This is a genomic window from uncultured Umboniibacter sp. (genome assembly GCF_947497555.1).
Taxonomy (GTDB): domain Bacteria; phylum Pseudomonadota; class Gammaproteobacteria; order Pseudomonadales; family DSM-25080; genus Umboniibacter.
Genome location: NZ_CANMGY010000001.1, coordinates 120,882 through 147,140 on the forward strand (window position 1 = coordinate 120,882; position 26,259 = coordinate 147,140).

The 26,259-nt window shown below is 49.0% G+C and carries 23 protein-coding genes; 7 read left to right on the forward strand and 16 right to left on the reverse strand.

What is annotated here, in order from left to right; translation table 11 throughout:
- Positions 1-25: 25 nt before the first annotated feature.
- Together Q0698_RS00495 and Q0698_RS00500 are read right to left on the reverse strand one after the other, a co-directional pair.
- Positions 26-496 carry a MaoC family dehydratase gene (locus tag Q0698_RS00495; RefSeq protein ID WP_298632672.1) on the reverse strand — a complete coding sequence of 157 codons (471 nt, stop codon included), beginning with the start codon at positions 494-496 and terminating at the stop codon, positions 26-28.
- A 139-nt stretch (positions 497-635) separates the two neighbouring features.
- Positions 636-1,865, reverse strand: coding sequence for an acyl-CoA dehydrogenase family protein (locus Q0698_RS00500; protein WP_298632674.1), 1,230 nt, complete (start codon positions 1,863-1,865; stop codon positions 636-638).
- Positions 1,866-2,258: 393 nt separating this feature from the next.
- On the opposite strand from Q0698_RS00500, the gene Q0698_RS00505 reads away from it, so the two are divergent.
- Positions 2,259-3,149 carry an alpha/beta hydrolase gene (locus tag Q0698_RS00505; protein WP_298632676.1) on the forward strand — a complete coding sequence of 297 codons (891 nt, stop codon included), beginning with the start codon at positions 2,259-2,261 and terminating at the stop codon, positions 3,147-3,149.
- Positions 3,150-3,189: 40 nt separating this feature from the next.
- Positions 3,190-4,044, forward strand: a complete 855-nt coding sequence (locus tag Q0698_RS00510) for an SDR family NAD(P)-dependent oxidoreductase (RefSeq protein ID WP_298632678.1) — start codon at positions 3,190-3,192, stop codon at positions 4,042-4,044.
- Positions 4,045-4,210: 166 nt separating this feature from the next.
- On the opposite strand, the gene Q0698_RS00515 is transcribed toward Q0698_RS00510, so the two are convergent.
- The 4 genes from Q0698_RS00515 to Q0698_RS00530 form a co-directional block, all read right to left on the reverse strand.
- Entirely contained in the window at positions 4,211-5,356 is a 1,146-nt protein-coding gene (locus Q0698_RS00515) for an acyl-CoA dehydrogenase family protein (protein ID WP_298632680.1), read from the reverse strand.
- A gap of 28 nt (positions 5,357-5,384) precedes the next feature.
- The gene (locus tag Q0698_RS00520) at positions 5,385-6,806 is read right to left on the reverse strand and encodes an MFS transporter (protein ID WP_298632681.1); all 1,422 of its coding nucleotides are present in this window, start codon (positions 6,804-6,806) and stop codon (positions 5,385-5,387) included.
- A 135-nt stretch (positions 6,807-6,941) separates the two neighbouring features.
- Positions 6,942-7,655, reverse strand: a complete 714-nt coding sequence (locus tag Q0698_RS00525; RefSeq protein WP_298632683.1) for a Crp/Fnr family transcriptional regulator — start codon at positions 7,653-7,655, stop codon at positions 6,942-6,944.
- 107 nt (positions 7,656-7,762) lie between these two features.
- A complete protein-coding gene (locus Q0698_RS00530) occupies positions 7,763-9,559 on the reverse strand; it encodes an acyl-CoA dehydrogenase (protein ID WP_298632684.1) in 1,797 nt (598 codons plus the stop codon).
- Between the two features lie 161 nt (positions 9,560-9,720).
- Here Q0698_RS00530 and Q0698_RS00535 point away from each other — a divergent pair, with 161 nt between their 5' ends.
- From Q0698_RS00535 to Q0698_RS00545, 3 genes are all read left to right on the forward strand, one after another.
- Entirely contained in the window at positions 9,721-10,548 is an 828-nt protein-coding gene (locus Q0698_RS00535; RefSeq protein WP_298632686.1) for a helix-turn-helix transcriptional regulator, read from the forward strand.
- A gap of 212 nt (positions 10,549-10,760) precedes the next feature.
- Positions 10,761-12,365 (forward strand): AMP-binding protein, encoded by a 1,605-nt coding sequence (locus tag Q0698_RS00540; RefSeq protein WP_298632688.1) that lies wholly within the window; start codon positions 10,761-10,763, stop codon positions 12,363-12,365.
- Between the two features lies 1 nt (position 12,366).
- Positions 12,367-13,431, forward strand: a complete 1,065-nt coding sequence (locus Q0698_RS00545; protein ID WP_298632690.1) for an SMP-30/gluconolactonase/LRE family protein — start codon at positions 12,367-12,369, stop codon at positions 13,429-13,431.
- Positions 13,432-13,532: 101 nt separating this feature from the next.
- Here Q0698_RS00545 and Q0698_RS00550 read toward each other — a convergent pair whose 3' ends face one another.
- The 4 genes from Q0698_RS00550 to murQ all read right to left on the reverse strand — a co-directional run bounded on the left by Q0698_RS00550 (position 13,533) and on the right by murQ (position 17,715).
- A complete protein-coding gene (locus Q0698_RS00550) occupies positions 13,533-14,456 on the reverse strand; it encodes a DUF808 domain-containing protein (RefSeq protein WP_298632692.1) in 924 nt (307 codons plus the stop codon).
- 144 nt (positions 14,457-14,600) lie between these two features.
- On the reverse strand, positions 14,601-15,266 hold the full coding sequence (locus Q0698_RS00555; protein WP_298632694.1) for a hemolysin III family protein: 666 nt from the start codon (positions 15,264-15,266) through the stop codon (positions 14,601-14,603).
- Between the two features lie 94 nt (positions 15,267-15,360).
- On the reverse strand, positions 15,361-16,746 hold the full coding sequence (locus Q0698_RS00560; protein WP_298632696.1) for a Na+/H+ antiporter NhaC family protein: 1,386 nt from the start codon (positions 16,744-16,746) through the stop codon (positions 15,361-15,363).
- A 42-nt stretch (positions 16,747-16,788) separates the two neighbouring features.
- Positions 16,789-17,715, reverse strand: coding sequence for an N-acetylmuramic acid 6-phosphate etherase (gene murQ, locus Q0698_RS00565; RefSeq protein ID WP_298632698.1), 927 nt, complete (start codon positions 17,713-17,715; stop codon positions 16,789-16,791).
- A 95-nt stretch (positions 17,716-17,810) separates the two neighbouring features.
- On the opposite strand from murQ, the gene Q0698_RS00570 reads away from it, so the two are divergent.
- Positions 17,811-19,019 carry a dipeptidase gene (locus tag Q0698_RS00570; RefSeq protein ID WP_298632700.1) on the forward strand — a complete coding sequence of 403 codons (1,209 nt, stop codon included), beginning with the start codon at positions 17,811-17,813 and terminating at the stop codon, positions 19,017-19,019.
- 124 nt (positions 19,020-19,143) lie between these two features.
- Here Q0698_RS00570 and Q0698_RS00575 read toward each other — a convergent pair whose 3' ends face one another.
- Entirely contained in the window at positions 19,144-20,013 is an 870-nt protein-coding gene (locus Q0698_RS00575) for a hypothetical protein (RefSeq protein WP_298632702.1), read from the reverse strand.
- A gap of 111 nt (positions 20,014-20,124) precedes the next feature.
- Between Q0698_RS00575 and Q0698_RS00580 the strand changes: the two genes are divergently transcribed.
- Positions 20,125-20,736, forward strand: coding sequence for a LysE family translocator (locus tag Q0698_RS00580; protein WP_298632704.1), 612 nt, complete (start codon positions 20,125-20,127; stop codon positions 20,734-20,736).
- 69 nt (positions 20,737-20,805) lie between these two features.
- Here the strand turns inward: Q0698_RS00580 and sulP are convergent, their stop codons facing one another.
- From sulP to Q0698_RS00605, 5 genes are all read right to left on the reverse strand, one after another.
- A complete protein-coding gene (gene sulP / locus Q0698_RS00585; RefSeq protein ID WP_298632706.1) occupies positions 20,806-22,512 on the reverse strand; it encodes a sulfate permease in 1,707 nt (568 codons plus the stop codon).
- Positions 22,513-22,518: 6 nt separating this feature from the next.
- Entirely contained in the window at positions 22,519-24,117 is a 1,599-nt protein-coding gene (locus Q0698_RS00590; RefSeq protein ID WP_298632708.1) for a bifunctional protein tyrosine phosphatase family protein/NAD(P)/FAD-dependent oxidoreductase, read from the reverse strand.
- A gap of 10 nt (positions 24,118-24,127) precedes the next feature.
- Positions 24,128-25,012, reverse strand: coding sequence for an MBL fold metallo-hydrolase (locus tag Q0698_RS00595; RefSeq protein WP_298632709.1), 885 nt, complete (start codon positions 25,010-25,012; stop codon positions 24,128-24,130).
- A 156-nt stretch (positions 25,013-25,168) separates the two neighbouring features.
- Positions 25,169-25,846: an alpha/beta fold hydrolase gene (locus Q0698_RS00600; protein ID WP_298632711.1), complete on the reverse strand. Its 678-nt coding sequence runs from the start codon at positions 25,844-25,846 to the stop codon at positions 25,169-25,171.
- On the reverse strand, positions 25,830-26,171 hold the full coding sequence (locus tag Q0698_RS00605) for a hypothetical protein (protein WP_298632713.1): 342 nt from the start codon (positions 26,169-26,171) through the stop codon (positions 25,830-25,832). The genes Q0698_RS00600 and Q0698_RS00605 overlap by 17 nt, the downstream gene beginning before the upstream one ends.
- Between the last annotated feature and the right edge of the window lie 88 nt (positions 26,172-26,259).

Below are 26,259 nucleotides of genomic sequence, written 5' to 3' on the forward strand. Positions count from 1 at the left end.
TATCCTTAAGTCAAAAATAGTGGAATTACTTGGCTGTCTCTACGATGGTCATCGTCAGCCATTCAGCTTTTAGCGCTGGGCGCTCTTCGCCTTCAATTTCTACAGTCACGTCCCAGGTATACAAAAATTGTCCCGGACGCTTCTCAACAACATTCGCCAACACCGTACGACCACGAACTCGGCTACCCACTTTAACGGGCGAGAGGAAACGTACCTTCTCGAAACCGTAATTCAAACCCATCACCATACCTTCAAGAAGAATCCCTGTTTGGTAAGAGATAGCTGAAAGTAGCGAGAGTGATAAAAAACCATGCGCAATCGTGCCCCCAAATGGGGTCTTGGCAGCAGCCTCTGGGTCAACATGAATGAATTGATGATCATGTGTCGCATCAGCAAATTGATCAATTTGCTCCTGAGTCACAGTTATCCATTCGGAAACGCCAGTTTCTTTACCTACGTACTCTGATAGTTTGCTGGGGTGGATTGTAATGGTCATACTGTTTCCTTGTTGTCGACGCAGTGATTCACTGAACCGATTTTAATAGCTTTGAGAGACTAACCCAAATTTCGCACTGCTTATATCGCCTAAGCGACACGAAAATTCACTGCTATCGAATTCCGCTTAACGCGTTGACCTAGGACTTTCGCTGGTACTTTTTCAACTCGGCACGACCTACTACTAAGCGATGAACTTCGTCGGGGCCATCGGCCAAGCGCAAAGTCCGCGCGTGGTGATACATCCCAGCTAAACGGAAGTCCTGGGATATTCCCGCCGCGCCATACATTTGAATCGCCTCGTCGATGATACGACAAGCAATGATCGGCGCGACGACCTTAATCTTATGAATCTCAATACGAGCATCCTTCATATCCATCGTATCCATAGCATGAGCAGCCTTTAGCGTTAACAGCCTAGCCTGATCGATATCCATACGCGCATTAGCAATAATATCGATATTACCGCCTAAGAATGCCAGTGGCTTGCCAAAAGCTTCTCGCGATAGCGCGCGAGTACACAGCATCTCTAATGCTTGCTCAGCCATACCAATAGCTCGCATACAGTGATGGATTCGTCCCGGCCCTAATCGACCCTGAGAGATTTCGAAGCCCCTGCCCTCACCAAGAATAATGTTCTGAGTGGGAACACGGACATTAGTAAAGCGAATATGCATATGTCCGTGCGGCGCATCGTCATCAGAGAACACCTTCATCGGGCGAACAACTTCCACTCCCGCTGCATCCATCGGCACGAGAATCTGCGATTGTTGGAGATGACGATTTGGATTATTAGGATCCGTCTTCACCATCACGATCATTACCTTACAGCGAGGATCACCGGCCCCCGAGATATAGAACTTCTCACCATTGATTACCCACTCATCGCCATCGCGCTCTGCAATGGTGGAAATATTGGTCGCATCAGAAGAAGCCACTTCTGGCTCGGTCATCGCAAACGCTGAGCGGATTGTGCCTGCCATAAGCGGCTCCAACCAAGTCTTCTGTTGGGCGGGCGTACCATATTTATGCAGCACTTCCATATTCCCGGTATCGGGTGCATTGCAATTAAACACTTCGGCCGCGAGGGTACATTTACCCATTTCCTCAGCTAAATAAGCATATTCGACATTGGTCAGACCAGGACCGTGCTCACTGTTAGTGAGGAAGAAATTCCACAAACCTTTACGACGCGCCTTGTCCTTGAGAGTTTCCAAGATTTCGGTCATTCGCGGGGTATGTTCCCAACGCGACGAAGCATTATCCAACTCCTGCCAAAATTCAGCATCAAGCGGCATGATTTCCTGCTGAATGAAGTCTCTAACTTCATCTAATATGGGCTGCAGCTTGCTAGTGATTCCTAGATCCATGGTGTATTCCTCTATGTTTTTTATAGTTAAATTGCGTCTCAGGGCACCAACTCGGCTTTGTTAGCATCAAAGGGTGAACACTGCAGCAAACTCGTTTCCAAGTAACAGATTATTCTTGCACAATTAACAGCCTTTGTTAGTTAGCTGTTCTACTAACGACGGATAAATAATATTTCCGCCATAATAGCGGCAATTTACTCGAAGCAGCACTGTGGTTTCTATCGATTGCAGCCATCACTGACCTAGCGAGGATTAGATTACCAGTCAACTATGATGTAGGCTTTCCTCTTGAAATCTATGTCCCGCAAGCGACATTCGCAGATACCTGAATACGCTAGCCTGTGCAGTAATAAAATCTCCGCTATAATGCTGTTCAATAACAAGGTGGAACCTATGCCAAATATCCAAGCTAATGGGATCTCAATGTATTATGAGACCCACGGAAACCCCAATAATCCTGCGCTTTTGCTCATTCAAGGCCTAAGTATGTCCAGCGCAGCCTGGCCACCAGAAATGATAGCCCAATGGGTAGCCAAGGGCTTTTACGTTATTAGCTTCGACAACCGAGATATTGGTAAATCTCAGCTTATGGACCAACTTGGTAAGCCTAACATTGCTTGGCAGGTGATCAAACTAAAGCTAGGCTTACGCCCCAAGTCAGGCTATTCGTTACTGGATATGGCCAATGACGCCGCAGGGTTACTGGATGCGCTGGAGGTGAACCAAGCGCATGTAGTTGGCGTATCAATGGGCGGCATGATTGGCCAACTATTAAGCGCAGAGCACCCTGACAAGGTACTTAGCTTTACTTCCATCATGTCAACGTCTGGTAAGAAGGGACTTTTGGGCACCAGATCTGATGTCGCAGCGCATTTACGTACCAAACCGGCATCAACAGAGCTCGCCGATATTATCGCATTTCAAAAGAAATCTGCGGCGTTACTAACAACTCCGGAGCACCCTTTAGATGGTGAGGCCTTGGACGCACACATCACTCGCGTACTTACCCACGGTATGACTTCAAGCGGAATCCTACGTCAGATGTGTGCCATTGTAGCAGGCCCAGCTCGGACATCTTGGTTGGAGCGAATTCAAGCACCTACTTTGGTGATTCATGGCGATGTGGACCCGCTGGTAAATGTCGAGGGTGGCATTGATGTGGCTAAGACCGTACCGGGTGCCAAATTGGAAATTATTAAGAACTGGGGGCATGACTTGCCACCAAGCATGTGGACACCGCTGGTTGAACTCACTTCCGAGCATGCGCTTAGCGCAGCGGAATAAAGCAGCTATGCCGCACACTAACAATTAGAGAGTCTAAATCATGAATAGTTTTGAAAACCGAGTATTTGCCATCACTGGCGCAGCGTCCGGTATCGGCCGAGCCCTATCGCTTCAACTTACTCAGCGTGGCGCGAAGATTGCCGCCGCCGATCTTAATGATGCAGGCCTAGCCGAACTACAAAAGGAAATCTCGGCTTTGGGCGGAGAATGTTTCTGCTTTAGCTTAGACGTTTCCCAACAAGCAGACTTCGTCGATTTCGCTAACGCCACGAAGGAACATTTCGGTCAAGTTGATGGCATTATCAATAACGCAGGCGTAACACTCGTCAGTGCAATTCGAGATATGAAACGAAGTGATTTCGAGTGGCTAATGAATATCAATTTCTGGGGCGTGGTGAATGGCGTTGATGCCTTTTTACCGCACCTAAGAGAGTCTGATGATGCGCATATCGTCAACATTTCCAGCTTATTTGGGCTGTTAGCGCTACCACTCCAAAGTGCTTACAATGCGTCGAAATTTGCTGTTCGCGGGTATACCGAGGCGCTTAAGATGGAAATGGCCGGTACGCCTGTCAACGTTTCCTCGGTTCACCCAGGCGGCATTAAGACGTCCATTGCAAAGAATTCTCGCGTAAACGAGGCCTCTGTGAAGAACGGCAAGGCTGGATTGCTCAAGGAATTCGAGAAAGCGGCAATTACTTCTGCCGAAGATGCCGCGAACATCATCATTACTGGCATGCTAAAGAACCAGCGTCGAATTATCGTGGGTAAAGATGCTCGGTGGATGGATCGTTTCGTCCGTTTATTCCCTGCAACGTACGAGAAGATCTTTGGCTTTGAAAAAGGCGTCCTAGCTAAACGCAAGCGTGAGGCCGCTGCCCAAGGTGGCGAATAGCTGAGCTAGCTAAACAAGGTAGCGAAGTGATGAGTAATCTCACCTAGTTAAGCAACTATGGCGACAATACAAAGGGCGATCATCGTAGTGATCGCCCTTTTTTGTTTTTCCGCGCTGAACTCATTGTACAAACGCACCTACGATTACCTAGACGCGCGACAGCTGGCTAACGCCCAAGTACGGAGCGAGCCACAATCTCTTTCATGATTTCAGAGCTGCCCGCATAGATGGTTTGGATGCGTGCATCACGGTAGAAGCGTGAAATCACATACTCATCCGTGTAACCGTAGCCGCCGTGAAGCTGCACACCGGCATCCACCACGCGTAGCTGCATTTCAGTGGCAGCTAGCTTAATCATTGCCGCCTCATCAACTGTCATCTCACCCGCGTAGAACTTGGCTTCGTACTTTTCGAGTAGTGCTCTACACAACTCAAGCTCAGTCTTTAGCTCCGCTAGTTTAAAACGCGTATTTTGGAACTTGGCAATGGGCTGCTTAAAGGCATGGCGTTCTTGAACATATTCGCTAGTGATCTGCAAAGCACCTTCAGCATGACTAATCGCCTGCGTAGCACAGCCAAGGCGCTCACGTGGAAGCTCATCCATAAGATGAACAAAGCCTTTGCCTTCCTCGCCGAGAAGCGCGGCTGCCGGAATTCGCATATCTTCGAAAAACAGCTCTGCGGTATCACTACAATGCTGACCCATCTTCTCAATCTTTTTGCCACGTGCAAAACCTGGTAGGGAAGCATCAACTAAGAACAGCGAAATGCCCTTGGCACCTGCCGCTGAGTCCGTTTTTGCACAGACAATCACAAGATCGGCATGAATACCGTTAGTGATAAAGATTTTCGAACCATTGAGAATGTACTCATCGCCATCGCGAACAGCGGTAGTGCGCATCGCTGCGACGTCACTGCCGGCGCCGGCCTCGGTCATCGCCAAAGCGCCAACGACTTCACCGGTAGTGAGCTTCGGCAGCCATTGATCGCGCTGAGCCTGATTGCCAATGTTGAAGATATACGGCGCCACAATATTGGTGTGAATCCCATAGGCGGTTCCCAGCCCATGATAGCCACGGCGACACATCTCCATCTGAATCAACTGACAGACGTCGAAGGACGCTCCGGCCGCGCCGTACTCCTCAGGCATATCAACACACAGAAGCCCAGCCTCACCCATGGTCATCCAGAACTCGCGCGGCATAATATGGGCGCTTTCCCAAGCCTCATAGTGAGGCTCAACCTCTTGTTCTAGGAAGCGACCAACCATTTCGCGGTATAAACCGAGTTCTTCTATATCTGCACGAAACATTATTACCTCTAGAATTCGCTAGGAGTGCTTAGCTATTCGCTTCGCGCTCTTTAATTTTGTCAGTAATCTCTCTATGCGTTTCCGCATCAAGCCCATACTGATTGGTGATCAATGTGGTACCAATGAAGAGCACCATAAGCACTGGGCCAGCAAACCAAGCTAGCGCCCAAACCGCTTCGATAGGTACTGCCGATGGATCCACTCCCTTTGGAAAACTGATGACTTCCAGAGCGATACCCGCAATAAATGCACCCAAGCCATAACTGGCTTTCGTTGCGAATGCACGCGCGGCGAAAAACAGCCCCTCTTCACGACGGCCTGATTCCAGGTAGTGCTCATCAATGGTGTCGGTCAGCATCGAATCCAACAGAATGACGAAACCGATGAACAACGCCTGAGACAAGCCATTCACCGTAAAGATAAACAGCAGCTTGGAGCCCTCACCCATTGTCTGCAAGACACCAAATAGGAACAGGATAGTTGGGCTAACCGCTAAGACCGCACCTGCGGAAACGCAGATTGCGGCAGCCATCTTTTTATCAAAGCGGCGCGAAAGTAGCTGGGCAACGTTAGATGCGAACAGAATCCCGATCACTAATGACAGCGCTAGGATACCCATGTACTCGGGGCTAAAGCCGAATATGTAGGTACCTAAATAGATGAGAAGTGTCTGAATGGTACCTACCAACGCATTAAAGTAGAGACTGGAGGTAAACAATACACGGAATGATTGCTGCTTGAGGGTTTTGAAAACATTAATCACAGCAAATAGTGCGCTGCTTGCCGTGTTCACTTGGTCATCACTTGGGCGTCGTAACTGGGGAATAAACTTGCGCGTTGACAATACCGACCATAACATCGCTATCGCCCCCAAAACTGCACAGAAAATTCCGAACGATGGGTAGCTCTCGGCATTTAAAAGGCCATTCGTGTATTCAGCCGTTGCCGGGAAGAAGACAGTAAAGCCAATCACTGAAACAACTAGAATACCCGCATAAGTAAACAGTACTCGATAGCCAATTAGCGACGTTCGCGCGTGGTAACCGTCAGTCAATTCCGCACCTAAGGAAAGGTGTGGCACGAAGAAAAGTGTTAGCGCAATGCGGACCCCGATGGCGAAACCACCCATCCATAGGAACAGACCCATTTGATCTAAGCCCGCTGGCGGCGCGAATAGCAGGGCGATGGCGATACCAAAGGGAATAATTGCTGCCACCATGAACGGATGGCGACGACCAAAGCGCGAGCGAATACGGTCAGACCACTGGCCCACCATTGGATCGGTGATCGCATCTATCAAGAGAGCAATGAGTGCTGCGGCACCAGCCAAACTAGCGCTTAAGCCAAGAACTTGGTTGTAGTAAAAGAATAAAAACGTATTAAACGCTGCTTGCTTTACACCGTCGGACAACTGTCCAACACCGTATCCCAGTTTGGTGGTTACTTTCATAATAGAACCTCGTGGCAATTCACTCAGTGATTGCTCTTTATTGTAATAGTGTGACCCGGCGGTTTTAGTCAATTCCGGCAGCCTGTCAATCTAGCAGCGCGGCTTCAGCAAGACTGTCGCCTTCGGGACAATTATCTAACGCTCCGACAGTTCTACTTCTTCGGATAAGCGCTCTAGGCTAGTGATAACATAATGGTCATCTAACATGACAACCAGTGACTGATTTTGCCATTCGCGCAAAATCTTATTTACACGCTGTCGTGAACCCATACACAGGCGAGCCAAATCACTTTGACTCATTTTCTGGGGAATCTGGACACCTTCCGCTACAACTCGACCCGTTTCATCTGCCATCGACAACAACCGCCCTGCCAAACGTGATTTGAGCGGATAAAGCACCATTCCCGCTAATAACTCATAGACCCCTCGCGCGCGATCTACCTGATACTCCGCAACATCGCGATACATCGACGGATACTGTTCGCCAATACGATTCACGACACTACGATGAATCTTTAATACCCAGGCATCTTTCTTAACATGTAAGTCGATCACTCTAGGCTTATCATTAAAGAGCGACGCTTCGCCGGCCCAGCTTTCCGTTTGTAAATCGGTGAGCGCGAACTCATCGCCATCGGCGGAATTCACGGAAACTCGAACCCAACCAGTAAGAATACAGAAAATGGAATCGGTACGCTGCCCCACACCAAATACGTAATCGTTGGTCTTCATCAATTCAAGTTTCGCGCCTTTGGCGAGCTCTTCATGGGCACTAGCGGGTAGGTTTTTAAACCAGGGCGCTCGAGAGATAATCTCGATAACATTAAAACTGTCTTTAGATACGCTCATAGCAGTGCTTGAAACCTTTCTTAGTTAAGCGATCAAATATCATACAGCGCTTAGACAAGAAGGGCGAGACCCAGGGGTCACGCCCTTCAATATTCATCTAAAAGCGCTTAGAACCAAGCTTCTTGCATTTCAAAGGTGGTTGCATTCAAACTCTTCAATAGTTTTGCACTCGCCGAATTTTTAATCAGCTGATACTCAAAGAAGAACTTCATTGCCTGCAGTTTACCTTGGTAGAAATTTTGCTCATCTTCATGAGTTTCAGCTGTCAGCGCAGCCTGTGAAATAACGCCTTGGCGTAGCCAGATCCAAGCAAGAACGACATTACCGAACATTTCAAGATACTCAACGGAATTAGCAAAGACTAAATCAATGGGGTGTTCACCCATCTGCTTTAGCAATGTCATCGTCACTTCATCAAGCTCTTCAATTGCCGCAAGTAAATCTGCTGACTCTTTCGGGAAAGTTGCTTCAACCTCTATTGCTAGTTCGCGCATCACCTGCAAGGTTGCTTGGTATCCCGCCATTTGATTCATTGGCACCTTTCGGCCCAATAAGTCCAATGATTGAATACCCGTAGTACCCTCGTGAATCGGATTCAATCGATTATCACGATAGAACATTTCCACCGGATGCTCGTTCATGTAGCCGTGGCCGCCCATCACCTGAATGGCCAAGTCATTGGCCTTCGGGCCGTACTCTGACGGCCAGGTTTTAATAATCGGCGTCAGGAAGTCCAACAGTAGCGACGCACGGTTACGTTCTTCTTCAGTTTGCGCAGTTTGCGAATCATCGTAGAGGGCGCTGCCGTAGAGGCACAGCGCAAACGCCCCTTCCGAATAGGCTTTTTGAGCTAACAACATGCGTCGTACATCCGGGTGCTGAATGATATTAACCGGCTTCGACAGCGGATCTTTATTCGAAAGTAGACGCCCCTGTGGTCGCTCTTTGGCGTAATCTAAAGAGTACTGGTAACCCGTTAGCGCGGTACATGCGGCGCCTGTGCCAACCAAGATACGTGCTTCGTTCATCATGTGGAACATGTAGCTAAGGCCCTTGTTTTCTTCGCCAACAAGGTAACCTACAGCACCGCCATCTTCACCAAACGCAAGTGTTGTGGAGGTATGACCACGACCACCCATCTTGTGCCACAGGCCGGCCAAGTTGACGTCGTTCTTTTCACCAACCGAACCATCTTCATTCACCATGTACTTCGGTACAATGAACAGCGAGATACCTTTCACACCTGCTGGCGCGCCTTTAACACGGGCAATCACAAGGTGCACAATATTTTCATTGAGCTCGTGGTCACCGCCGGAGATAAAGATTTTATTGCCGGTGATTCGGTACGTTCCGTCTTCATGACGAACGGCACTGGTAGTTAGATCGGCAAGACCTGAACCTGCACTCGGCTCGGTCAACGCCATGGTACCCGCAAAACGGCCCTCACGCATGGGCACTACCCACTTTTCAATCTGTTCGGCAGAGCCGTGCTCGGAGATAAGGTTCGCATTAGCATTCGTTAAGCCGATAAAGCCTAGAGCCGTTGAGCCTGCAGCAGAGAGATATGCATAGGCTGCTGAAGCCACCACGTTAGGCAGCTGCATGCCACCCAGTTCGAAATCCGCGGTAGAAGCGCCCAGACCACTTTCAATCACCGTATCAAGCGCGACCTTCAACTCGGGAATCATGTGAACGCGCTCGCCATCAAAGGTGGGCTGATTCGCGTCCAACTTCATTTGAATGGGTAAAAACTGATCCTCTGCGATGCGTCGAGCGATGTCGATGGTCGCATCGAAGGTTTCACGATTGTGCTCAGCGTAACGCTCGCGCTGGGTTAACTCTTCACACTTGAAGAACTCATACACCATAAACTCTACGTCACGCTGCGAAATAATTGGCGCCATTGGATTCACTCCTCGTTAAATACGGACAACTTTCAATATTGGGCAGTCTGCTCCGCTGTGATAACATAGTCCATGACCTCTGGGGTCAAGCCAGAGCCCTATGTCAATCCAGCACCTCCGTTCTAGCAACAGATTACTTCTGCGTCGAAAAAGGATCTAACGTGTCAAAAGATAGCAACAGTTTCGGTCGATTACTGAAATTCTGGCGCCAGCTACACGGATTCAGCCAAGAAGCTTTAGCGCTAGAATTAGACTCCTCCACGCGCCACATAAGCTGTCTAGAGAACGCGAAAGCTCATCCAAGCCTCCCCATGGTTGAACATCTTGCCCGTACCCTCTCTCTCACAGAGCGCGATCGTTGCTATTTAATGATGTCTGCCGGTTATACGCCTGAAGTCGCTAGCGTGGATTTTAATGATCCGAACTACAAATGGCTTCGCAACGCGATGCATCGCTCCGTGATGGCACTCGACCCACACCCAGCAGCCCTGATAAACCGCTACGGGGAATTATTGATGGTCAATCGGGCTTGGGTAGGTTTGTATCGACAGTTGTTCAATGAAGAGGATCTGAATAAGCAAGTTAACCATTACGACCTCCTCTTCGCCGGCCAAGCTAAAGCTGGGAAATCGACGCTCGGCGACAATGCCATGGCATTAGTTATTATGGCACTTCAACAGGAGGCGTTGATTAGTGACGATCCGCGCTATCAGCCGGTGCTAAAGCGCCTCTACGAGAATGAAAATACGCCGGCAAACTGGGCAGATGTCGCCGCGGGGTTAGAACCGATGGCAAGTTATCGTATTCAACTGCCCGTAGGCACCGAACTCGCTACGTTCTTTGCGGTAAACCAAACCGTAGGGGCCACAGGGCCAGCAAGTTATGTATCCGAACCTCGGCTCACTATCGTCACGCTATATCCAGAGAACATTGAAGTTGATTTATCAAGCTTTGTTCAGCATCAATATCAACACCCTCTTTTGACTTGAAACACTAACATTAATCCCTGCCCAGCCTACCAATCACGCCTACTAACTACGCCACACACGCTAAATTGTCGCCCCAGAGACAAGGTCACACAGTGGCTCTTGTTAAGGTTCGAAAATAAACAATAATAAGGATATCTGTAGGCATTTAGCGCAGCAAGAAATCGCTTCTTCGGCTACTTTCACAGTATCAAATTGGGATTAAGATTCGAATTATGAACAACATCATTCCTTCGTATAGTCAAACACAGCTCGATCTAATCAATACCGAGGGCTATCGCAGCCTGGCAGATGTCTTCGCCTTCGCCACCGCCACTTATCATGATCGCATCGCCTTTAACTGCCACGGTGACGAACTCAGCTTTGCTGAGATCAACACTAAAAGTGCCGCGCTAGGTGCCTACCTGATTAATGAGCTTGGTTTATCTCAGGGCGATCGTGTTGCTATTCAAATGCCAAACATTACGGCCTATCCTGTTGCCGCGTGGGCCGCCCTGAGAACAGGTCTTATTATTGTTAACACCAATCCGCTATACACGGCTCGTGAGCTAGTTCATCAGTTCAACGATTCGGGAGCTAAGGCACTAGTGATTGCGGATAAATTAGCGGAATCTACCGCTTCAATTCTGGATCAGACGAGCATCGAACACGTCGTGGTCGTGGGTGAGACCTCAAACCCTAATTTTCATTGTTTCGACCAAGCACTAGCCTTAGGTGCAGAGCAAGTGATGCCCGAGGCAGAGCTGAGCATGAACTCTACGGCCGTGCTGCAATATACGGGCGGCACCACAGGCCTATCTAAGGGGGCTCTCCTCACCCACGGCAATCTTTTTGCCGCGATGAACATCACTCGTGACATGTTCCCACTGGTTGACGACAAGCAAGAGATTGTCATCGCGCCAATGCCTATCTACCATATCTACGGCTATTTAATGTCGGTGATTGCTACCTTCTTGAACGGTGGTTTGAGCGCTCTGATCCCTAATCCCAGAGATATCGGCAGCATGATTGGTGAGATGAAACGCTATTCGGCCACTGGCCTTGCGGGGGTCAACACACTCTTCCAAGGATTAATGGCTCACCCGGAATTTCAAGAGGTTGATTTCTCTCGCTACAGCTCAATCATCGCCGGTGGTACCGCGCTAATCAAAGAGATCAGTGACGAGTGGACAGAGCGCACAGGCACGCAGATATTTGAGGGCTATGGTCTTTCCGAGACCGCTTCAGCACTTACCGTCAACGCCCCCGGAAAACAAAAGCTGGGGACTGTTGGACAAGCCGTCGACCATTCGGAGGTTAAGGTAATTAACGAGGCGGGTGGTACCCTCACGCAGGGCGAAGCGGGAGAAATCTGTGTTCGCGGCCCGCATGTGATGGTAGGTTATTGGAACCGACCAGAAGCTACCGCGGAAGTCCTCGATAGCGATGGCTGGTTTCGTACCGGTGACATCGGCTTTGTTGACGAGGAAGGTTTCATCAAGATTGTCGATCGCCTCAAAGATATGATTATTGTTTCGGGCTTTAATGTTTACCCGAACGAAGTTGAAGCGGTAGTTTACGGTCACCCAGAGGTAGTTGAGTGCGCTGCTGTAGGTGTCCCAGACGAGAACACGGGCGAAGCAATCCGCCTATACGTAGTGGCTAAAGACTCAACGCTTAACGCCAGCGCATTACAGACATTCTGTCGCGAGAGTTTAACTGCGTATAAGATCCCGAAGCAGATTTGTTTTGAAGATGACCTACCGAAATCTAACGTCGGCAAAATCTTACGTCGAGAATTAAGAGACCGAGCGAGAGCGGAGGTTTCAGGAGAAGCCTAAAATGAAGACAGTATTGAAAGCGCTAGTAGTCGTCATTGTTTTAATTACGGGATTACTCAGCACGCTCTTTGCTGTCTCCCCCGTTCGCCCAGAGGTATTTGAACCGACCCCCATTCCTTCGCTAACGGGTGTCTATGCACCAGAACTAAGCTTGGATGACTCTCAACTTATTAGCCTGAGCGCAGAGGGCCCTGAGGCCGTTGCGATTGATACCGCTGGCAACCTTTATACTGGGCTGGCTAACGGGGATATTGTTAAAGTTTCAGTCGAAGATAATAATCACTCTACCTTAGTCAACACTGGGGGGCGACCACTAGGTCTTAGTTTCGACCAACAGCAGCGGCTTGTGATTGCTGACGCTGTCACGGGCTTACTTCGGCTTGAGTCCAACGGCTCTCTGACTACCTTGATCGACTCACGACACAGCCCACAGTTCGGATTTTTAGATGATTTGGTAGTAACCAAAGACGGCGTCATTTGGGTTACCCAAGCGTCCCAACGCTATCCCTTCGGTGAGCATGTTAGGGACTTCTTTGAAGCCTCAATGACTGGCAGGCTATTGCGCTATGATCCCAATTCTAATGATGTATCCGTGGCGCTAGATGGATTATTCTTTGCCAATGGCGTCACGGCCTCGCTAAATGAAGACTTTCTTCTTATTAATGAAACCGGCAAAGCCCGTATCCTCCGCCACTGGCTTAACGGTGAGCAGGAAGGTGAAACCGATATTTTCATCGATCGCCTCCCCGCGCTACCCGATAACATTCGTGCTGACCCCCAATCCGGTTACTGGGTTGCGCTCGTCAGTCTCAGAACGCCCCAACTCAGTCAGCTTTATGAGAATCCCGTCCTACTGCGGATTCTTGGCGCTCTGCCGCCGAAGTGGGCAGAGCCGTCACAACATTATGGATTGATTGCCAAACTGAGTGAAAATGGCGAAGTGCTGGAAACCCGTCATTCTCAGAGCCGTATTACGCATATTACCAGTGTGATAAGACGCGATCAGCAGCTGATCATTGGCTCGCTAACGGGGAGTGATATTGCGGTAGTGCCTCTGATTGAATGAGAGTTCAGCTTGCTTTTTACTTCGCGGCGCAGCGATCAAGATGGAACAATTCGCTCTTTTTTGAACGTCCTAACGATAACCGTTTCGCCGCGCCCCACCATTTAAACTGCAGTCTTAATCTTTCGGTAAATCGCCTTCGCAGCTGACATCAAAACTACAGCAACCGCGCCAACTAATAGTCCAACTAAGCCCTGCATAAGCACCACACTAATCACTTCCAGCGGCAATGCTAAGCTGTGAATAGCATGTTCAATCATAGGTATGCCATGTGTGATTATTCCGCCACCCACAAGGAACATAGCAATCGTCCCTATTACCGATAAAGATTTCATCAGCCATGGACAGAAAGCCAAGATAGAGAGACCCATTTTCTTTTGTACCCGTCCCCAAATTGATTCACTTGCGTGGTTGACCATATAGAGTGCCATATCGTCTAACTTAACAATGAAGGCGACTAAACCATAAACACCTATCGTCATAGCAAACGCGATGAGCGATAAGACAAGAGCCTTATTTAAGAGTGTTGCACTCGCAACGGTTCCCAGAACAATTACGATGATTTCGGCAGAAAGAATAAAGTCCGTTCGGATCGCACCGCGAATTTTATCGCGTTCGAGTACTGCTAAGTCAATTTCGGGGTGCTGGAGCGCAGATAAGAGTACTGCCTTTTCTTCCACGCGCTCAGTGCGATGCGCGATGTGATGCCAGATTTTCTCCGAGCCTTCATAGCAGAGATAAAGCCCGCCCAGCATAAGAGCTGGGAGAATCAGCTGAGGCAGAATAGCACTGATAACAAGCGCGGCGGGCACAAGGATTAACTTGTTCAACATCGAACCCTTAGCAACTGCCCAGACTACTGGTAACTCACGCTCAGCTCTAACACCGCTAACCTGTTCTGCGTTTAGCGCTAGATCATCACCTAATACCCCAGCGGTTTTCTTCGCTGCTACTTTAGACATCACTGCTACGTCATCGAGAACCGCTGCGATATCGTCGAATAATGCGAATAGACTTGCACCCGCCATAGTTAAGATCTCAACTCAAGTATATGTATTAATTATTTAAGCACGGTCTGACGCCCTGAGCCACTTAAAATAATACTCGAGATTGACATTGGGGAGAGCAAGCTTCAAGACTTACCCGATGGACGAATTACCGCGAGGGAAGCGTTATCGAGGCATAATGAGAATATATTCGTAGACAGTAATAAATTGAAAAACTGTCCCTAGTACTACAAACACGTGGAAGAGTGCGTGATTCAGAGGAAGCCGCCTGATACTGTAAAGTAATGCGCCAACCGTATAGCTGATACCGCCGGCAACTAACCACTGAACTCCAGCTTCAGGCAGTCCTTCAGAGAGTGGCTTAATAGCGAGCACAATTAACCACCCCATGAGTACATAAATTGCCGTTGATACCTTGTGATAACGCCCCGTGAAGAAGATCTTCAGTACAACTCCACAAGCAGCCATTCCCCATACTATTCCGAAGAGCGTCCAACCCACCCAACCACTAAGCACAACGAGCGTGAAGGGTGTGTAACTACCGGCGATTAGTATATAAATGGCGGCATGATCAAAAACCTTTAAGTGTCGTCGAGCTATCGGATTCTTTGCTGAGTGATAGAGTGAAGAAGCGGCATACAGTATGATCATACTGGCGCCATAGACACCAAAACTAACAATGTGTACAACTTCCCCGATACTCACCGCTCTAATTAGCAGGAGCACCGAACCCAGGACGGCGAGCAGCAGACCAATGACATGTGAAAGCACATTTAGGCGCTCTTCAAAAATACTATATTCGCTTACGGAATGTGTGTTTTTGGTCGCCATCTTCATTATCTCCGCCCAGCGAATCAGTTAGATTAGCTAATAGTAGTGGAACATTCCGAATGAAACATGACTCAATGCGCCACGGAAGTCATAGTTAGATGGTGACGATACCCGCAATAATGTAGGCAATGAAGGCCGCTGCGCCACTTGTTAGTGCGTAGGGCATTTGTGTCTCCACGTGCTCAAGTAAGTCACAACCCGATGCCACCGAACTGACTGCCGTCGTGTCAGATATCGGCGACGCATGGTCACCAAAGATGCCGCCACCCAAGATGGCAGACAACACCAACGCAGCGTCAAGATCCAAGTTGATGACCAAGGGCATGCCAATAGGGACTAGAATGGCGAAGGTTCCCCATGAGGTACCTGTTGTGAAGGACATTACGGCGCCCGCGACAAACAACAAAGCCGGAATGATAAACAGTGGCAGGTTAGCCGATATAATACCCGCGATGAATTCCCCCGTTCCTAGCGCTCGAAGGCTAGTACCTAAAGCAAGAGATAGGAGCACAATGATCACCAAGGGCAGCAGATCGGACATACCATCGAAGGCAATCTTTAGTAGCCCCTGATGTCGATAACCGCCGCCGAAGCGCAACAAAGTGTATGCAACGAGTAGAGCTAACAGCGTTGCATAGAGCACTGATTGAGATCCAGAACCCTGGGTAATATCGCCGTTGCCAGTCATCAGCATAAAGCCAATCATACCAAAAACCATCGTTGCCAACGGCAAGAGCATGTAGCGTACTTTGGTGGCTTCAATCTGCTCGACCTGAGTTTCGATTTCAGTACTGAGTTTCCTCTCCGACTTTTTCATTGGGCCATGAACACGACCCGTGATGACGGTATAGAGTACTAGCAACAGTGTGAACCAGGCATAGAAATTGAGAGGGATAGTCCCAATCAGGATCGTTACCGAAGATTCGCCCAGTTCGTAGTTACTCACCAGCCCTAGAATATAGGCACCCCAAGCATTCAACAGAATAAGGATGCAAATTGGTGCGCTCGTACTGTCAATGATATATGCCAATCGCGCTCGGCTCATTTTAAACTTGTCGAACAGACCACGAGAGATAATCCCTGCGGTTAAAACACTGAGGTTAGATTCAATGAAAACAAAGACGCCCGTAAAGAATGTGAGTAATCCTGTTCTGCGCGGGGTAGAAGCAATCCCCTTATTCACCAGAAGACCGACAAAGGCGCTCACGCCACCGGACTGGCGCATAAAAGCTAACAGCGCCCCAACTAAAAGCGAAAATACTAGAATTCGAGCATTGCCAGCAGAACCTAACACTTCGATGGTACTTTCTATCGATCCTATTAGCCCGCCAAAGAGTGACATCAGAGGCGATGAACCAGCAAGTAACAGTGTAATAACTTCTGAACTGATCAACGCTGTGACGAGCGCTAGAATAACTTCACGGCGCCACAGCACAACCAGGATTGCTAACATTGGGGGTATGACACTAAACCAAGACATACTTATTCCACGGGCTCTGCAGCGCGTTAGTTATTACTATAGTTAAACGGCATCACTTAATTTACCATTACTGGATGCCAAGCGGACTTCAGCTTCTTCAGCCGATAGATTACTAAGTATCATCAATATGGCCACTTTAGCACGATAACCGCTTTTAATCAGCGCAGCCTTTGCGGTGTCGTATGGGCATTCTGTCGCCAGCATAACAATCCTGACTGCTCTGGCATACAGTTTTTCATTGGAGGCCGCTACATCCACCATTAGGTTTTGATATACCTTGCCAAGTTTCACCATCGTTGCCGTAGACAGCATGTTCAATGCCAGCTTCTGTGCGGTACCCGCTTTTAAACGGGTTGATCCGGTAAGCACCTCTGGCCCCACACTCAGAGCAATAGCAACCGCTGCATGAGAAAGGATAGCACCATCAGGATTACAACTCATCGCCACGGTTTTTGCGCCTAAGGAGTTAGCGTAGCTTAGGCCGCCGATCACATAGGGGGTCCGTCCGCTCGCAGCGATACCCACCACGCAGTCCTTGGAAGTTAAATCTATCGCCTTCAGATCGTTAGCACCTAATTCAACGCTGTCCTCTGCGCCTTCGACGGCTTTGAACATAGCTCCCTGGCCACCAGCTAATACGCCGACGACCAAACCATGAGGAACTGAAAAGGTGGGTGGGCACTCTACTGCGTCGAGTACACCCAGGCGACCGCTGGTACCCGCCCCAAGATAGATTAGCCTTCCGCCATCCTTAATTGCACTAACTGCTAGTTCAACCGCATCAGCTATCGCAGCCAGGGCCTGTGATACTGCCGACGCAACGGTAGCATCTTCACTATTAATTAACGTAACGAGATCTAAAGTGCTCAATTGGTCTAAGTCGAGAGAATTGGCGTTACGGCTCTCGGAGACCATACTCTCGAGCTGAATAATGAGTTCTTTTTCGCGTTGTTCACTCAATTGAATCATATCGCCTCGCTGACAAGATGGCACCGTTGTGTTGCGAACCCCAACTGCGCTATGGTAGTTCTCATCATAATAACTACTCGCGAGTACGACGCAACATGAAAACTTCGCTATCGCTCACCGCAGCATCATTTTTCATCGCTCTGATTGGTTGTCAATCCGATCAATCTGACACCGCAACAACCATCCCAACGAGTGAGAATTCGTTGGCTCTAGCCCAAGAAATGATTATCGCCGACACGCACGTCGACCTTCCTTATCGGCTTGAGGCGAACTATGAGAACGTGTTAGCACCAACTTCCACCGGTGATTTCGACGTCCCCCGTGCTCGCTCTGGTGGACTCAACGCACCCTTTATGTCGATCTACACCCCCGCCGGACTGGAGTTTGAAGAAGTAGATACCTCTAAGGGAAATGCTGATCAACTTATCGACATGATTGAAGCATTAGTCGCACAGGCACCGGATCAAATGGCAATTGTTCGCTCTTGGTCCGAGCTTGAAATCGCGGTGACTGAGGGTAAACTCGCCCTGCCACTCGGCATGGAAAACGGCTCCCCGATTGAGGGAAATCTTGATAATCTTCAGCACTTCTACGATCGGGGTATTCGCTACATCACACTAGCGCATTCTCGAAGCAACCATATTGCAGATTCCAGCTATGATACGGAGCGACCCGCAGGAGGGCTTACGGAATTTGGCGAGGCCGTGATCCGTGAAATGAATCGACTGGGCATCATGGTTGATATTTCACATGTCTCCGATGAGGCCTTTTACGATGTTCTTGAGGTCACTAGCAAACCCGTGATCGCTAGCCACAGCTCGGCTCGTCATTTCACACCTGGATTCGAACGTAATATGTCGGATGAGATGATCACCGCACTTGGCGAACAGGGTGGCGTTATCTTTATCAATTTCGGCAGTGCCTTCCTAACTGAAGCTGCAAACAACTACGGCCCTCGGCAACGAGAATTTCTTGCTAACGCTGGCGTCACTGACGCGGATTCGGAGGAGGCCATTGCCCTAGTTGAACAGTGGAAATTAGATAATCCCTACCCCTATGCAACGTTAGAGGACGTATTGGATCATATCGATCATGCCGTGGCGCTTGCTGGTATCAACGCGGTTGGTATCGGTTCCGACTACGACGGTGTTGATGACACACTGCCAGTAGGCCTGAAAGACGTTTCAAGCTATCCGAATCTAATCGAGGGTCTTTTAGCACGCGGGTATAGTATTAACGACGTCGAAAAAATCATGAGTGGTAACCTGAAACGGGTTTGGCTTGAGGTTGAACAAGAAGCTTAAGGGCAATGACCTGGTTTATTAGCTGCGCGTTATCGCGCGCTAATAAATTATGGTAATGCTGTATAGAGGGAGTGCAGCACTAAGTAATGGAGAGTGAAAATTACTCACAGCCGCCACTAGTCGCCTAGAACGGCAAATCAATCCCGAAGGTTAATGCCTTTACGCCGCTGCCACGGGTTATACCCAGATAAACTCGGTCGAACTCGGCTCCAAAAACCTCCCAAGGTTCCGCAACACCAAAGCTTAAACCCACTTGATAAAGGTTATCCACGTTAATACCGTTACGATAATCGTTGGTAAATATCAATTGTTTGGGGAAGTGCTGCCACATTACAAAGGTGCTTAAGCCAACCTTTCTATCCCATAACTCAAAGCCCAAGTTTCGACGAAAGTCGAACCCCAACTGAATCATCGATAGGCTCGATGATTCGCCAACGGACTTTTGACTCTCATGAGCATATACAAAGCGTTGGGCGCTGCGAATCTTCCAGTCGTCATTCGGCTGCCATTCATTTTGCAGCTTTACACCTACTTGCCAAAACCTAACTAGATCGTCGGAGCCGAAGTCATAGCCCACTCCAGCGTTGACAAAAGGTCGTATGCGAAAGGTGTCACTGATGGGGTAGACATATTCGATACCGGGAAGCAGACTGAAGGAAGCAAACTCCCGAGGTAACCACTCATTAACTAAGTCGTTACCCAGGCTTTCGTAGCCTACCTGTATGGGGAGAAGTAGACGCCAATGCGGTTGAGAACCTTCCGACTCAGTTAAATCCATCGATACCGGTATATTTAACACTACAACTCGCTCGTCTCGTATTGAGTAAATACCGGAACCTAGGACGGTTGCATAAATATACTTCGCATCAATCTCTACACCTTTGGCAGATTCAGGGTAATTAGCATCCGGAGTCTGAGCGAAAACCAGGGGCGTAGACACGACTAAAAGTAGTCCCGCAGCAAGACGATATAGAAGGTTGATATAATTTAACATATTAACTATTACAAACCATTCAAGTGCGCTTCGCTAGAATTTTTTATCATCGACACCTACCTAGCCTTCATGATAGCTTTGCATTCAAGTTTTTCTGGGAGTTTATACGCTGTGGATTGGCAAATTGCCCTGCTCTTTTTCCCCACCTTTTTCCTTGTTTCTATCACGCCCGGCTTATGTATGACGCTCGCCTTGACGTTGGGGATTCGATACGGGGTTAGGCGAACCCTTTGGATGATGTGGGGAGAGCTACTGGGCGTTGCTTTAGTTGCCATTTCCTCAGTAATGGGTGTTGCAGCACTGCTCTTGAGCGTTCCAATTGCTTTCACTATTCTAAAGATTCTGGGGGGCGGTTATCTCATTTACCTTGGCGTTAAAAGCTGGCGGCAAGCGGTGGGTGAGTTTCATCTAGCCAATACTTCCGTTAGTTCAGCGAAGGCGCTCTTTAGCCAGGGGTTTATTACTGCTATTGCCAACCCTAAGGGATGGGCCTTTATGGTCGCCTTACTTCCGCCGTTTATTAACGAATCCAAACCCTTGGCGCCGCAACTAACTACTCTCGTGTTAGTTATTTTCTGTACCGAATTCATTTCCCTTCTCGCCTACGCTTCAGGTGGTCGTAGTTTACGAAAATTATTGGAGAAGCCAGGCAATGCACAGCTGCTAGAACGAATTTCCGGTACAGTGATGATTGCTCTGGGGATTTGGCTCCTCGCCACCTAGCGATTCACCTTCTTGTTATTCGCTCTATAGTGATAATCGGGAGTTCACACCACGCTAAAAGATGCCTCACTAGGTACTTTTTAGTGCCGAAAACGCCTCGAATTGAGTAAGAAATGTCTGTCCTGATAGTTCATCAATCAGTCCACTTGCGGTGAGCGTATCTAGCACCGGACCTTTTACTTCAGCGAGATGAAGTTTGATTCCCTGATCCAGAAGCGAGTGGTTCAAACTCTCCAACATCTCAAGTCCGCTAAAATCAACTTCGTTCACCGCCGAACAAAATAGAATCACATGATGAATCTCATCGCGCTGATATACCGCATCATGAATCATCTCATCTAAGTAGCTAGCATTAGCAAAGAACAGGCTCTCATCCGGTCGAACTGAGTAAAGCGTAGGATCGGTCAGGACCCGATAACGATTTACATTACGAAAGTGCTCAGTACCCTCAACTAATCCGACTTCGGCCACATGTGGTTTTGAGGTCCGATAAAGATGCAACCCAATGGAGATAATGACGCCACTTGCAACGCCCACCTCAACACCCCATATCAGAGTAATTAAGACCGTACCCAATGCCGCCCAGAAATCACTTCTTGCACAACGCCAAGTCTTACGGAAGATACTAAAATCAATTAAGCCTAGCACTGCAACAATAATAGTCGCCGCGAGCGCAGCCTTAGGTAGGTAATAAAGCGCGGGTGTTAGCAGCAATGAGGCCACCGCAATTCCTGCTGCGGTGTACAGACTTGCTGCTTGAGTTCTTGCACCCGCATCAAAGTTTACTACTGATCGAGCAAATCCACCGGTGACCGGAAACCCAGATGACACAGAGCTGGCGACATTAGCCATCCCCAACCCAATTAGCTCCTGATTAGGAGTGATTTTTTCACGGCGTTTAGCCGCCAGAGTTCGCCCCACTGAGACGGATTCAACGTAGCCGATAATTGAAATGAGCAACGCTGGCAACCAGAGTTGTTGAACCAATTCAAAGGATGGCAGCGCAAAGTTGAGAGGCGGTAAACCACTGGGTATTGAACCGGTGATCGCAACACCCCGTTGATCTAGACCACCCCAGAATACGGCAATAATACTACCTACTACGGCAATAATTGGTGTCGCTCTGGCTATCGCTCCAGCGGTGGCGGAGGAAACGGGTAGATAACGCCGCACGATTGCTGCGGTATAAGCTTTATTCCAGTAGAGAAAGACAATCACACTAAGCCCCAAAGCAGCCGTTAGCCAATTGGTAGCCGGTAGAGAGGCCCATAGTGAGGGCAGAATAGCCGTTAAGCTAGCGCCACTGCCCTCAACCCCAAAGACATGACGCGCCTGACCGAAGGCGATAATCAGCCCCGACGCTGATATGAACCCCGAGATCACCGCATGGGAAAGAAAATGGGTCACCATGCCAAGGCGCATAAGCCCCATCACAAGCAGAAAGAGCCCACTTAGCAGTGCTAAGGTTGCGGCTGCAACGAGATAATGAGCAGAACCCGACACGGCCACTTCACCAAGCGTCGCCGCCGTCATCAAGCTTACTACGGCTACCGGACCTACGCTCAGTGTGCTACTAGTTCCCCAAAGTCCGTAGGCTATCAAAGGAAGTATACTAGCGTATAAACCCACCTCTGGCGGAACGCCAGCCAACATAGCATAGGCTAAGCTCTGAGGAATCAAGAGAATAGTGACAATGACCGCTGCGATCAGGTCACCACTAAAGTCTGCCTTGCTATAGGTGGCGATCCACTGTCTAGCGGGTAACCAATCCATCATTACTAACTACTTTTCCGGATTCGTTCGGGTGAGCCACTCGCGACCCTTGGCCATCAAATTCCAGTATACCCACGGCATGACTCGCTTCTTCAGCAACCAGCCAAAACGCGTCGCCGACGTCGCGCGATTTAACCAAGCTGGAAAGGAAGGAAGCAGTCTTCCACCATAACCAAACTCAGCTAACACCACTCTACCCTGTGCGACAGTTAACGGGCAGGCCCCGTAGCCATCATATAAGTGAGTGCTCGTGGTACCTGCGCGCTTTGCCATTATCTGATTCGCTACCACCACCACTTGTTTCCGAGCCGCGGCCATAGTTTTCGCATTCGCCGCGCTAATCACATCGCCGACACCCCAAATGTTTTCATCTACGGTAGACTGCAGTGTGCCAGCATCAACCGACAACCAACCACCTGGGTCACCCAAGCCGCTCTGCGCTACAAAACTCGGCGCCTTCTGTGGGGGGCAAACGTGAATCATATCGAAGCTTTGTTCACGTATTGATGTACCTTCTGCGCTAACATCTTCAAACCAGGCGATCTTCCTATCACCATCGACTTTAACTAAACGACTTTGTGTGTTCACCTGAGCGCCGTACTGATCACAAAATCCTTTCAATGTCGGGACGAAGTCTGCTACCCCGAACAGGCCGGGTGTGACCGTGTGAAACTGGACTTCCACCTGCGGTAATACGCCATTTCGGCGCCAATGATCCGCCGATAAGTACATCGCCTTTTGCGGCGCGCCGGCACACTTAATGGGCATTGCTGGCTGGGTAAACAGTGCTGTACCCGCTGTGAGCGACGACACCAGCTCCCAGGTATAGGGGGCTAAATCATAGCGGTAGTTTGAGGTAACTCCATTACGTCCCAGCGTTTCAGATAGCCCCTCAATACCATCCCAATCAAGGACTAATCCCGGACAGACAATTAACTGTTGATAGCCAACTCGACTGCCATCATCGAGTTCAACCACCTTTTCATTCACGCTAATGTTTACCGCCGCTTGCTTACGCCAGGTAACTCCCTTGGGAATCATTTTCTTGGTTTCGCGTCGAGTGGACTCAGCGGTCATTTCGCCTGCACCGACCAGCGTCCATCCGGGTTGATAGTAATGTTCGTTAGCAGGATCAATCATCGCAATTCGCAACATCGAGGAACGCTTCAATAGGCTTGCTGCCACTCCCACTCCAGCGGAGCCTGCACCAATAATGACCACATCGTAATGTGGCATCGCGGCGTGCGTTTGCGGCTGATTGGCAGTGCCAGCTTGGGCAATGACACCCAAGGTAGCTTGATACAAGTTTTGACAGCGATTTCCCGTTCGACAATACATATGTAGCGGTTGCTGGCTGGCTAGGATTGGGGCGAAGGCGTCCACATGCTCCTTAGCTAAGCCACTGCCAGAAAACGGGATATGATGAATCGTGATGCCATGGTCCTGAGCAACGGATTCGATTTCTGCAAACGGCGTTTGATCTGAGGATTCGCCATCTGGACGGTTACAGACGATCACTTTAACACCATTAGCCGCCAGCTCGGCAACGTCTGCCGTAGTTATCTGCCCCGATACCGTAATCGAGTCACTTAATTGCTTACCTAGCATATTGTTATTCCTATTCATTAAACGCGTTGATGGGTATCTTTAAGTACACCAAGCCATTGGTATCGGGCTTCGGTAGATCACCTGCTCTCATATTAACCTGCAACGAGGGTAAAATTAAACGTGGCATATCCAGGGTTGCATCGCGAGCTTCTCGCGCAGCCACAAAGTCAGCTTTCTGCTTTCCCTCACCCACGTGAATATTATGAATACGCTCTGCTGCAATGGTGGTTTCAAAACGCAGCTCTCGGCCGTTAGGTCCATAGTCGTGACACATGAATACTCGGTAGTTATCTGGCAGCGCTAGAATCTTTTGAATCGAATCGAATAATATCCCGGCGTCACCACCTGGGAAATCAGCTCTGGCGGTACCTGCATCGGGCATGAATAGCGTATCCCCCACAAACACTGCATCACCCATAACATGGGTAAAGCAGGCAGGAGTATGTCCTGGGGTGTGCATCGCGGTGGCGGTTAGATTACCCACCTGATAATGCTCGCCCTCTGAGAAAAGATGATCAAATTGAGTACCATCCCTCAGAAAGTCCTGCCCCTCATTGAAGATAACACCGAAGGTTTTCTGGACGGTGGTGATATGGGCTCCAATGGCTATTTTTCCACCCAAAGATTCCTTTAGGTAGGGTGCTGCCGACAGATGATCTGCATGAACATGCGTCTCGATGATCCATTCAACCGATAGATTCTTCTCGCGAACGAAGGCAATAATCTCATCCGCGCCTCGATGACTAATCGATCCTGAGGCGTAATCAAAATCAAGGGTTGAATCGATAATTGCACAACTCGAAGAGCTAGGGTCTTGAACAACATAGCTGTAGGTATTTGAGTCTGGCTCAAAGAAATGAGTGACCACTGGTTGTAGTATGTCGCTTGTGTTCATGGAGAATTCCTCTAATCACTACCATATATTAGTTAATTCTAATATAAATATACCGCTTTGCCAAGTTACCCTAAGTGGGAAGCCTGTAGACTAGATTCCCGCTCAGCATAACTAAGAGTATATACCGTAAATGGCTAGGAAATTGCATTAGCCGCCCTAGTTACCAAGTGCCTTTGCAAAGAACTGCTGATCCCGCCTAATCGCTTCATCAAAGAGGCCTCCCCTGAATAGATGGTCGCGATCATCATAGAGATAGAGCTGATAAGCTTTATTCGCCTGGTACAGCTGGGCAGCTAAAACAATACTATTTTCCGCCGCAGTGGTTTGATCGTCCCGTGCATGTTGAATCATCAAGGGGACCGCTATCTCTGAGACAACAGGCGCCACCGCTAAGTCACTGAAACTGTAATCTCCAGCGCGGAGCTCAATCAAAAGCGAATCAAGTACCGACTTAGTCTTGGTATTCGAATCAGTCACCGCTCCGGTTGATAATGCTTCGATCATCCAGTAGCGGAGGAAATCCTCTCCCGCCGTGGACCAGATGGATGCAGCCGCTAAGCGATCTCCTAACGCTATTACAGCTCGTTGCGTGATACCACCACCCATCGAGTGACCTGCCATTACTACTTGATCAGTATTCACATTCTCTAGTTTCATCGCTGCCCAATAGCTGGCAATCACATCGCGCGTATAGTAATGCGCCGCATAAGCTCTGCGGGTATATTCCAGCCCGTCGGAACGATTATGACCGCGATAGTCTGCAGCCACCACCAAATATCCCAACTGCGCATACGCCGTGACGAGTCCACGATAGTAATCACCCGGACGACTCACCGTACCATCCGCCGAAATACCATATTGGGGGGGGGTTAGGATGATAGCCATGATTAAAGATTAAGATTGGCCAACCGGCCTCCGGCGCGACACGATTTGGATGCACTATCAGCGCGAACTGATTCAGACCGTCGGACTGAAAAGCTACCGTCTGATGAACAAGTCCTCCCTGTTCAACTGCAGAATGAGGGAACTCGAACTGACTACCGGTTGATTCACCTACCCACTCCTGAAGTTCGCCGAGAGAGATACCTTCCTTTGCTTGAGCAGTGGCTACCAACATACTCAGCGACACCAGCCAAATTACAAACCATCGAACCATCATGTTATTACTTCTCTTCTATTATCTAGTTATTGGAATACCCGGTATTAATGTATATCCTAGGTCAAATGACTTCGAATGCAAAAGGTGA

Bases quoted from the DNA above. Each gene is read 5' to 3' on its own strand.
- Q0698_RS00515 (WP_298632680.1), bottom strand. From the start codon at position 5,356: ATGTTTCGTGCAGATATAGAAGAACTCGGTTTATACCGCGAAATGGTT.
- Q0698_RS00530 (WP_298632684.1), bottom strand. From the start codon at position 9,559: ATGGCGCCAATTATTTCGCAGCGTGACGTAGAGTTTATGGTGTATGAG.
- Q0698_RS00555 (WP_298632694.1), bottom strand. From the start codon at position 15,266: ATGGCGACCAAAAACACACATTCCGTAAGCGAATATAGTATTTTTGAA.
- Q0698_RS00550 (WP_298632692.1), bottom strand. From the start codon at position 14,456: ATGGCGGGTGCAAGTCTATTCGCATTATTCGACGATATCGCAGCGGTT.
- Q0698_RS00525 (WP_298632683.1), bottom strand. From the start codon at position 7,655: ATGAGCGTATCTAAAGACAGTTTTAATGTTATCGAGATTATCTCTCGA.
- Q0698_RS00560 (WP_298632696.1), bottom strand. From the start codon at position 16,746: ATGTCTTGGTTTAGTGTCATACCCCCAATGTTAGCAATCCTGGTTGTG.
- murQ (WP_298632698.1), bottom strand. From the start codon at position 17,715: ATGATTCAATTGAGTGAACAACGCGAAAAAGAACTCATTATTCAGCTC.
- Q0698_RS00520 (WP_298632681.1), bottom strand. From the start codon at position 6,806: ATGAAAGTAACCACCAAACTGGGATACGGTGTTGGACAGTTGTCCGAC.
- Q0698_RS00510 (WP_298632678.1), top strand. From the start codon at position 3,190: ATGAATAGTTTTGAAAACCGAGTATTTGCCATCACTGGCGCAGCGTCC.
- Q0698_RS00495 (WP_298632672.1), bottom strand. From the start codon at position 496: ATGACCATTACAATCCACCCCAGCAAACTATCAGAGTACGTAGGTAAA.
- Q0698_RS00500 (WP_298632674.1), bottom strand. From the start codon at position 1,865: ATGGATCTAGGAATCACTAGCAAGCTGCAGCCCATATTAGATGAAGTT.
- Q0698_RS00570 (WP_298632700.1), top strand. From the start codon at position 17,811: ATGAAAACTTCGCTATCGCTCACCGCAGCATCATTTTTCATCGCTCTG.
- Q0698_RS00575 (WP_298632702.1), bottom strand. From the start codon at position 20,013: ATGTTAAATTATATCAACCTTCTATATCGTCTTGCTGCGGGACTACTT.
- sulP (WP_298632706.1), bottom strand. From the start codon at position 22,512: ATGATGGATTGGTTACCCGCTAGACAGTGGATCGCCACCTATAGCAAG.
- Q0698_RS00590 (WP_298632708.1), bottom strand. From the start codon at position 24,117: ATGCTAGGTAAGCAATTAAGTGACTCGATTACGGTATCGGGGCAGATA.
- Q0698_RS00545 (WP_298632690.1), top strand. From the start codon at position 12,367: ATGAAGACAGTATTGAAAGCGCTAGTAGTCGTCATTGTTTTAATTACG.
- Q0698_RS00595 (WP_298632709.1), bottom strand. From the start codon at position 25,012: ATGAACACAAGCGACATACTACAACCAGTGGTCACTCATTTCTTTGAG.
- Q0698_RS00505 (WP_298632676.1), top strand. From the start codon at position 2,259: ATGCCAAATATCCAAGCTAATGGGATCTCAATGTATTATGAGACCCAC.
- Q0698_RS00540 (WP_298632688.1), top strand. From the start codon at position 10,761: ATGAACAACATCATTCCTTCGTATAGTCAAACACAGCTCGATCTAATC.
- Q0698_RS00605 (WP_298632713.1), bottom strand. From the start codon at position 26,171: ATGATGGTTCGATGGTTTGTAATTTGGCTGGTGTCGCTGAGTATGTTG.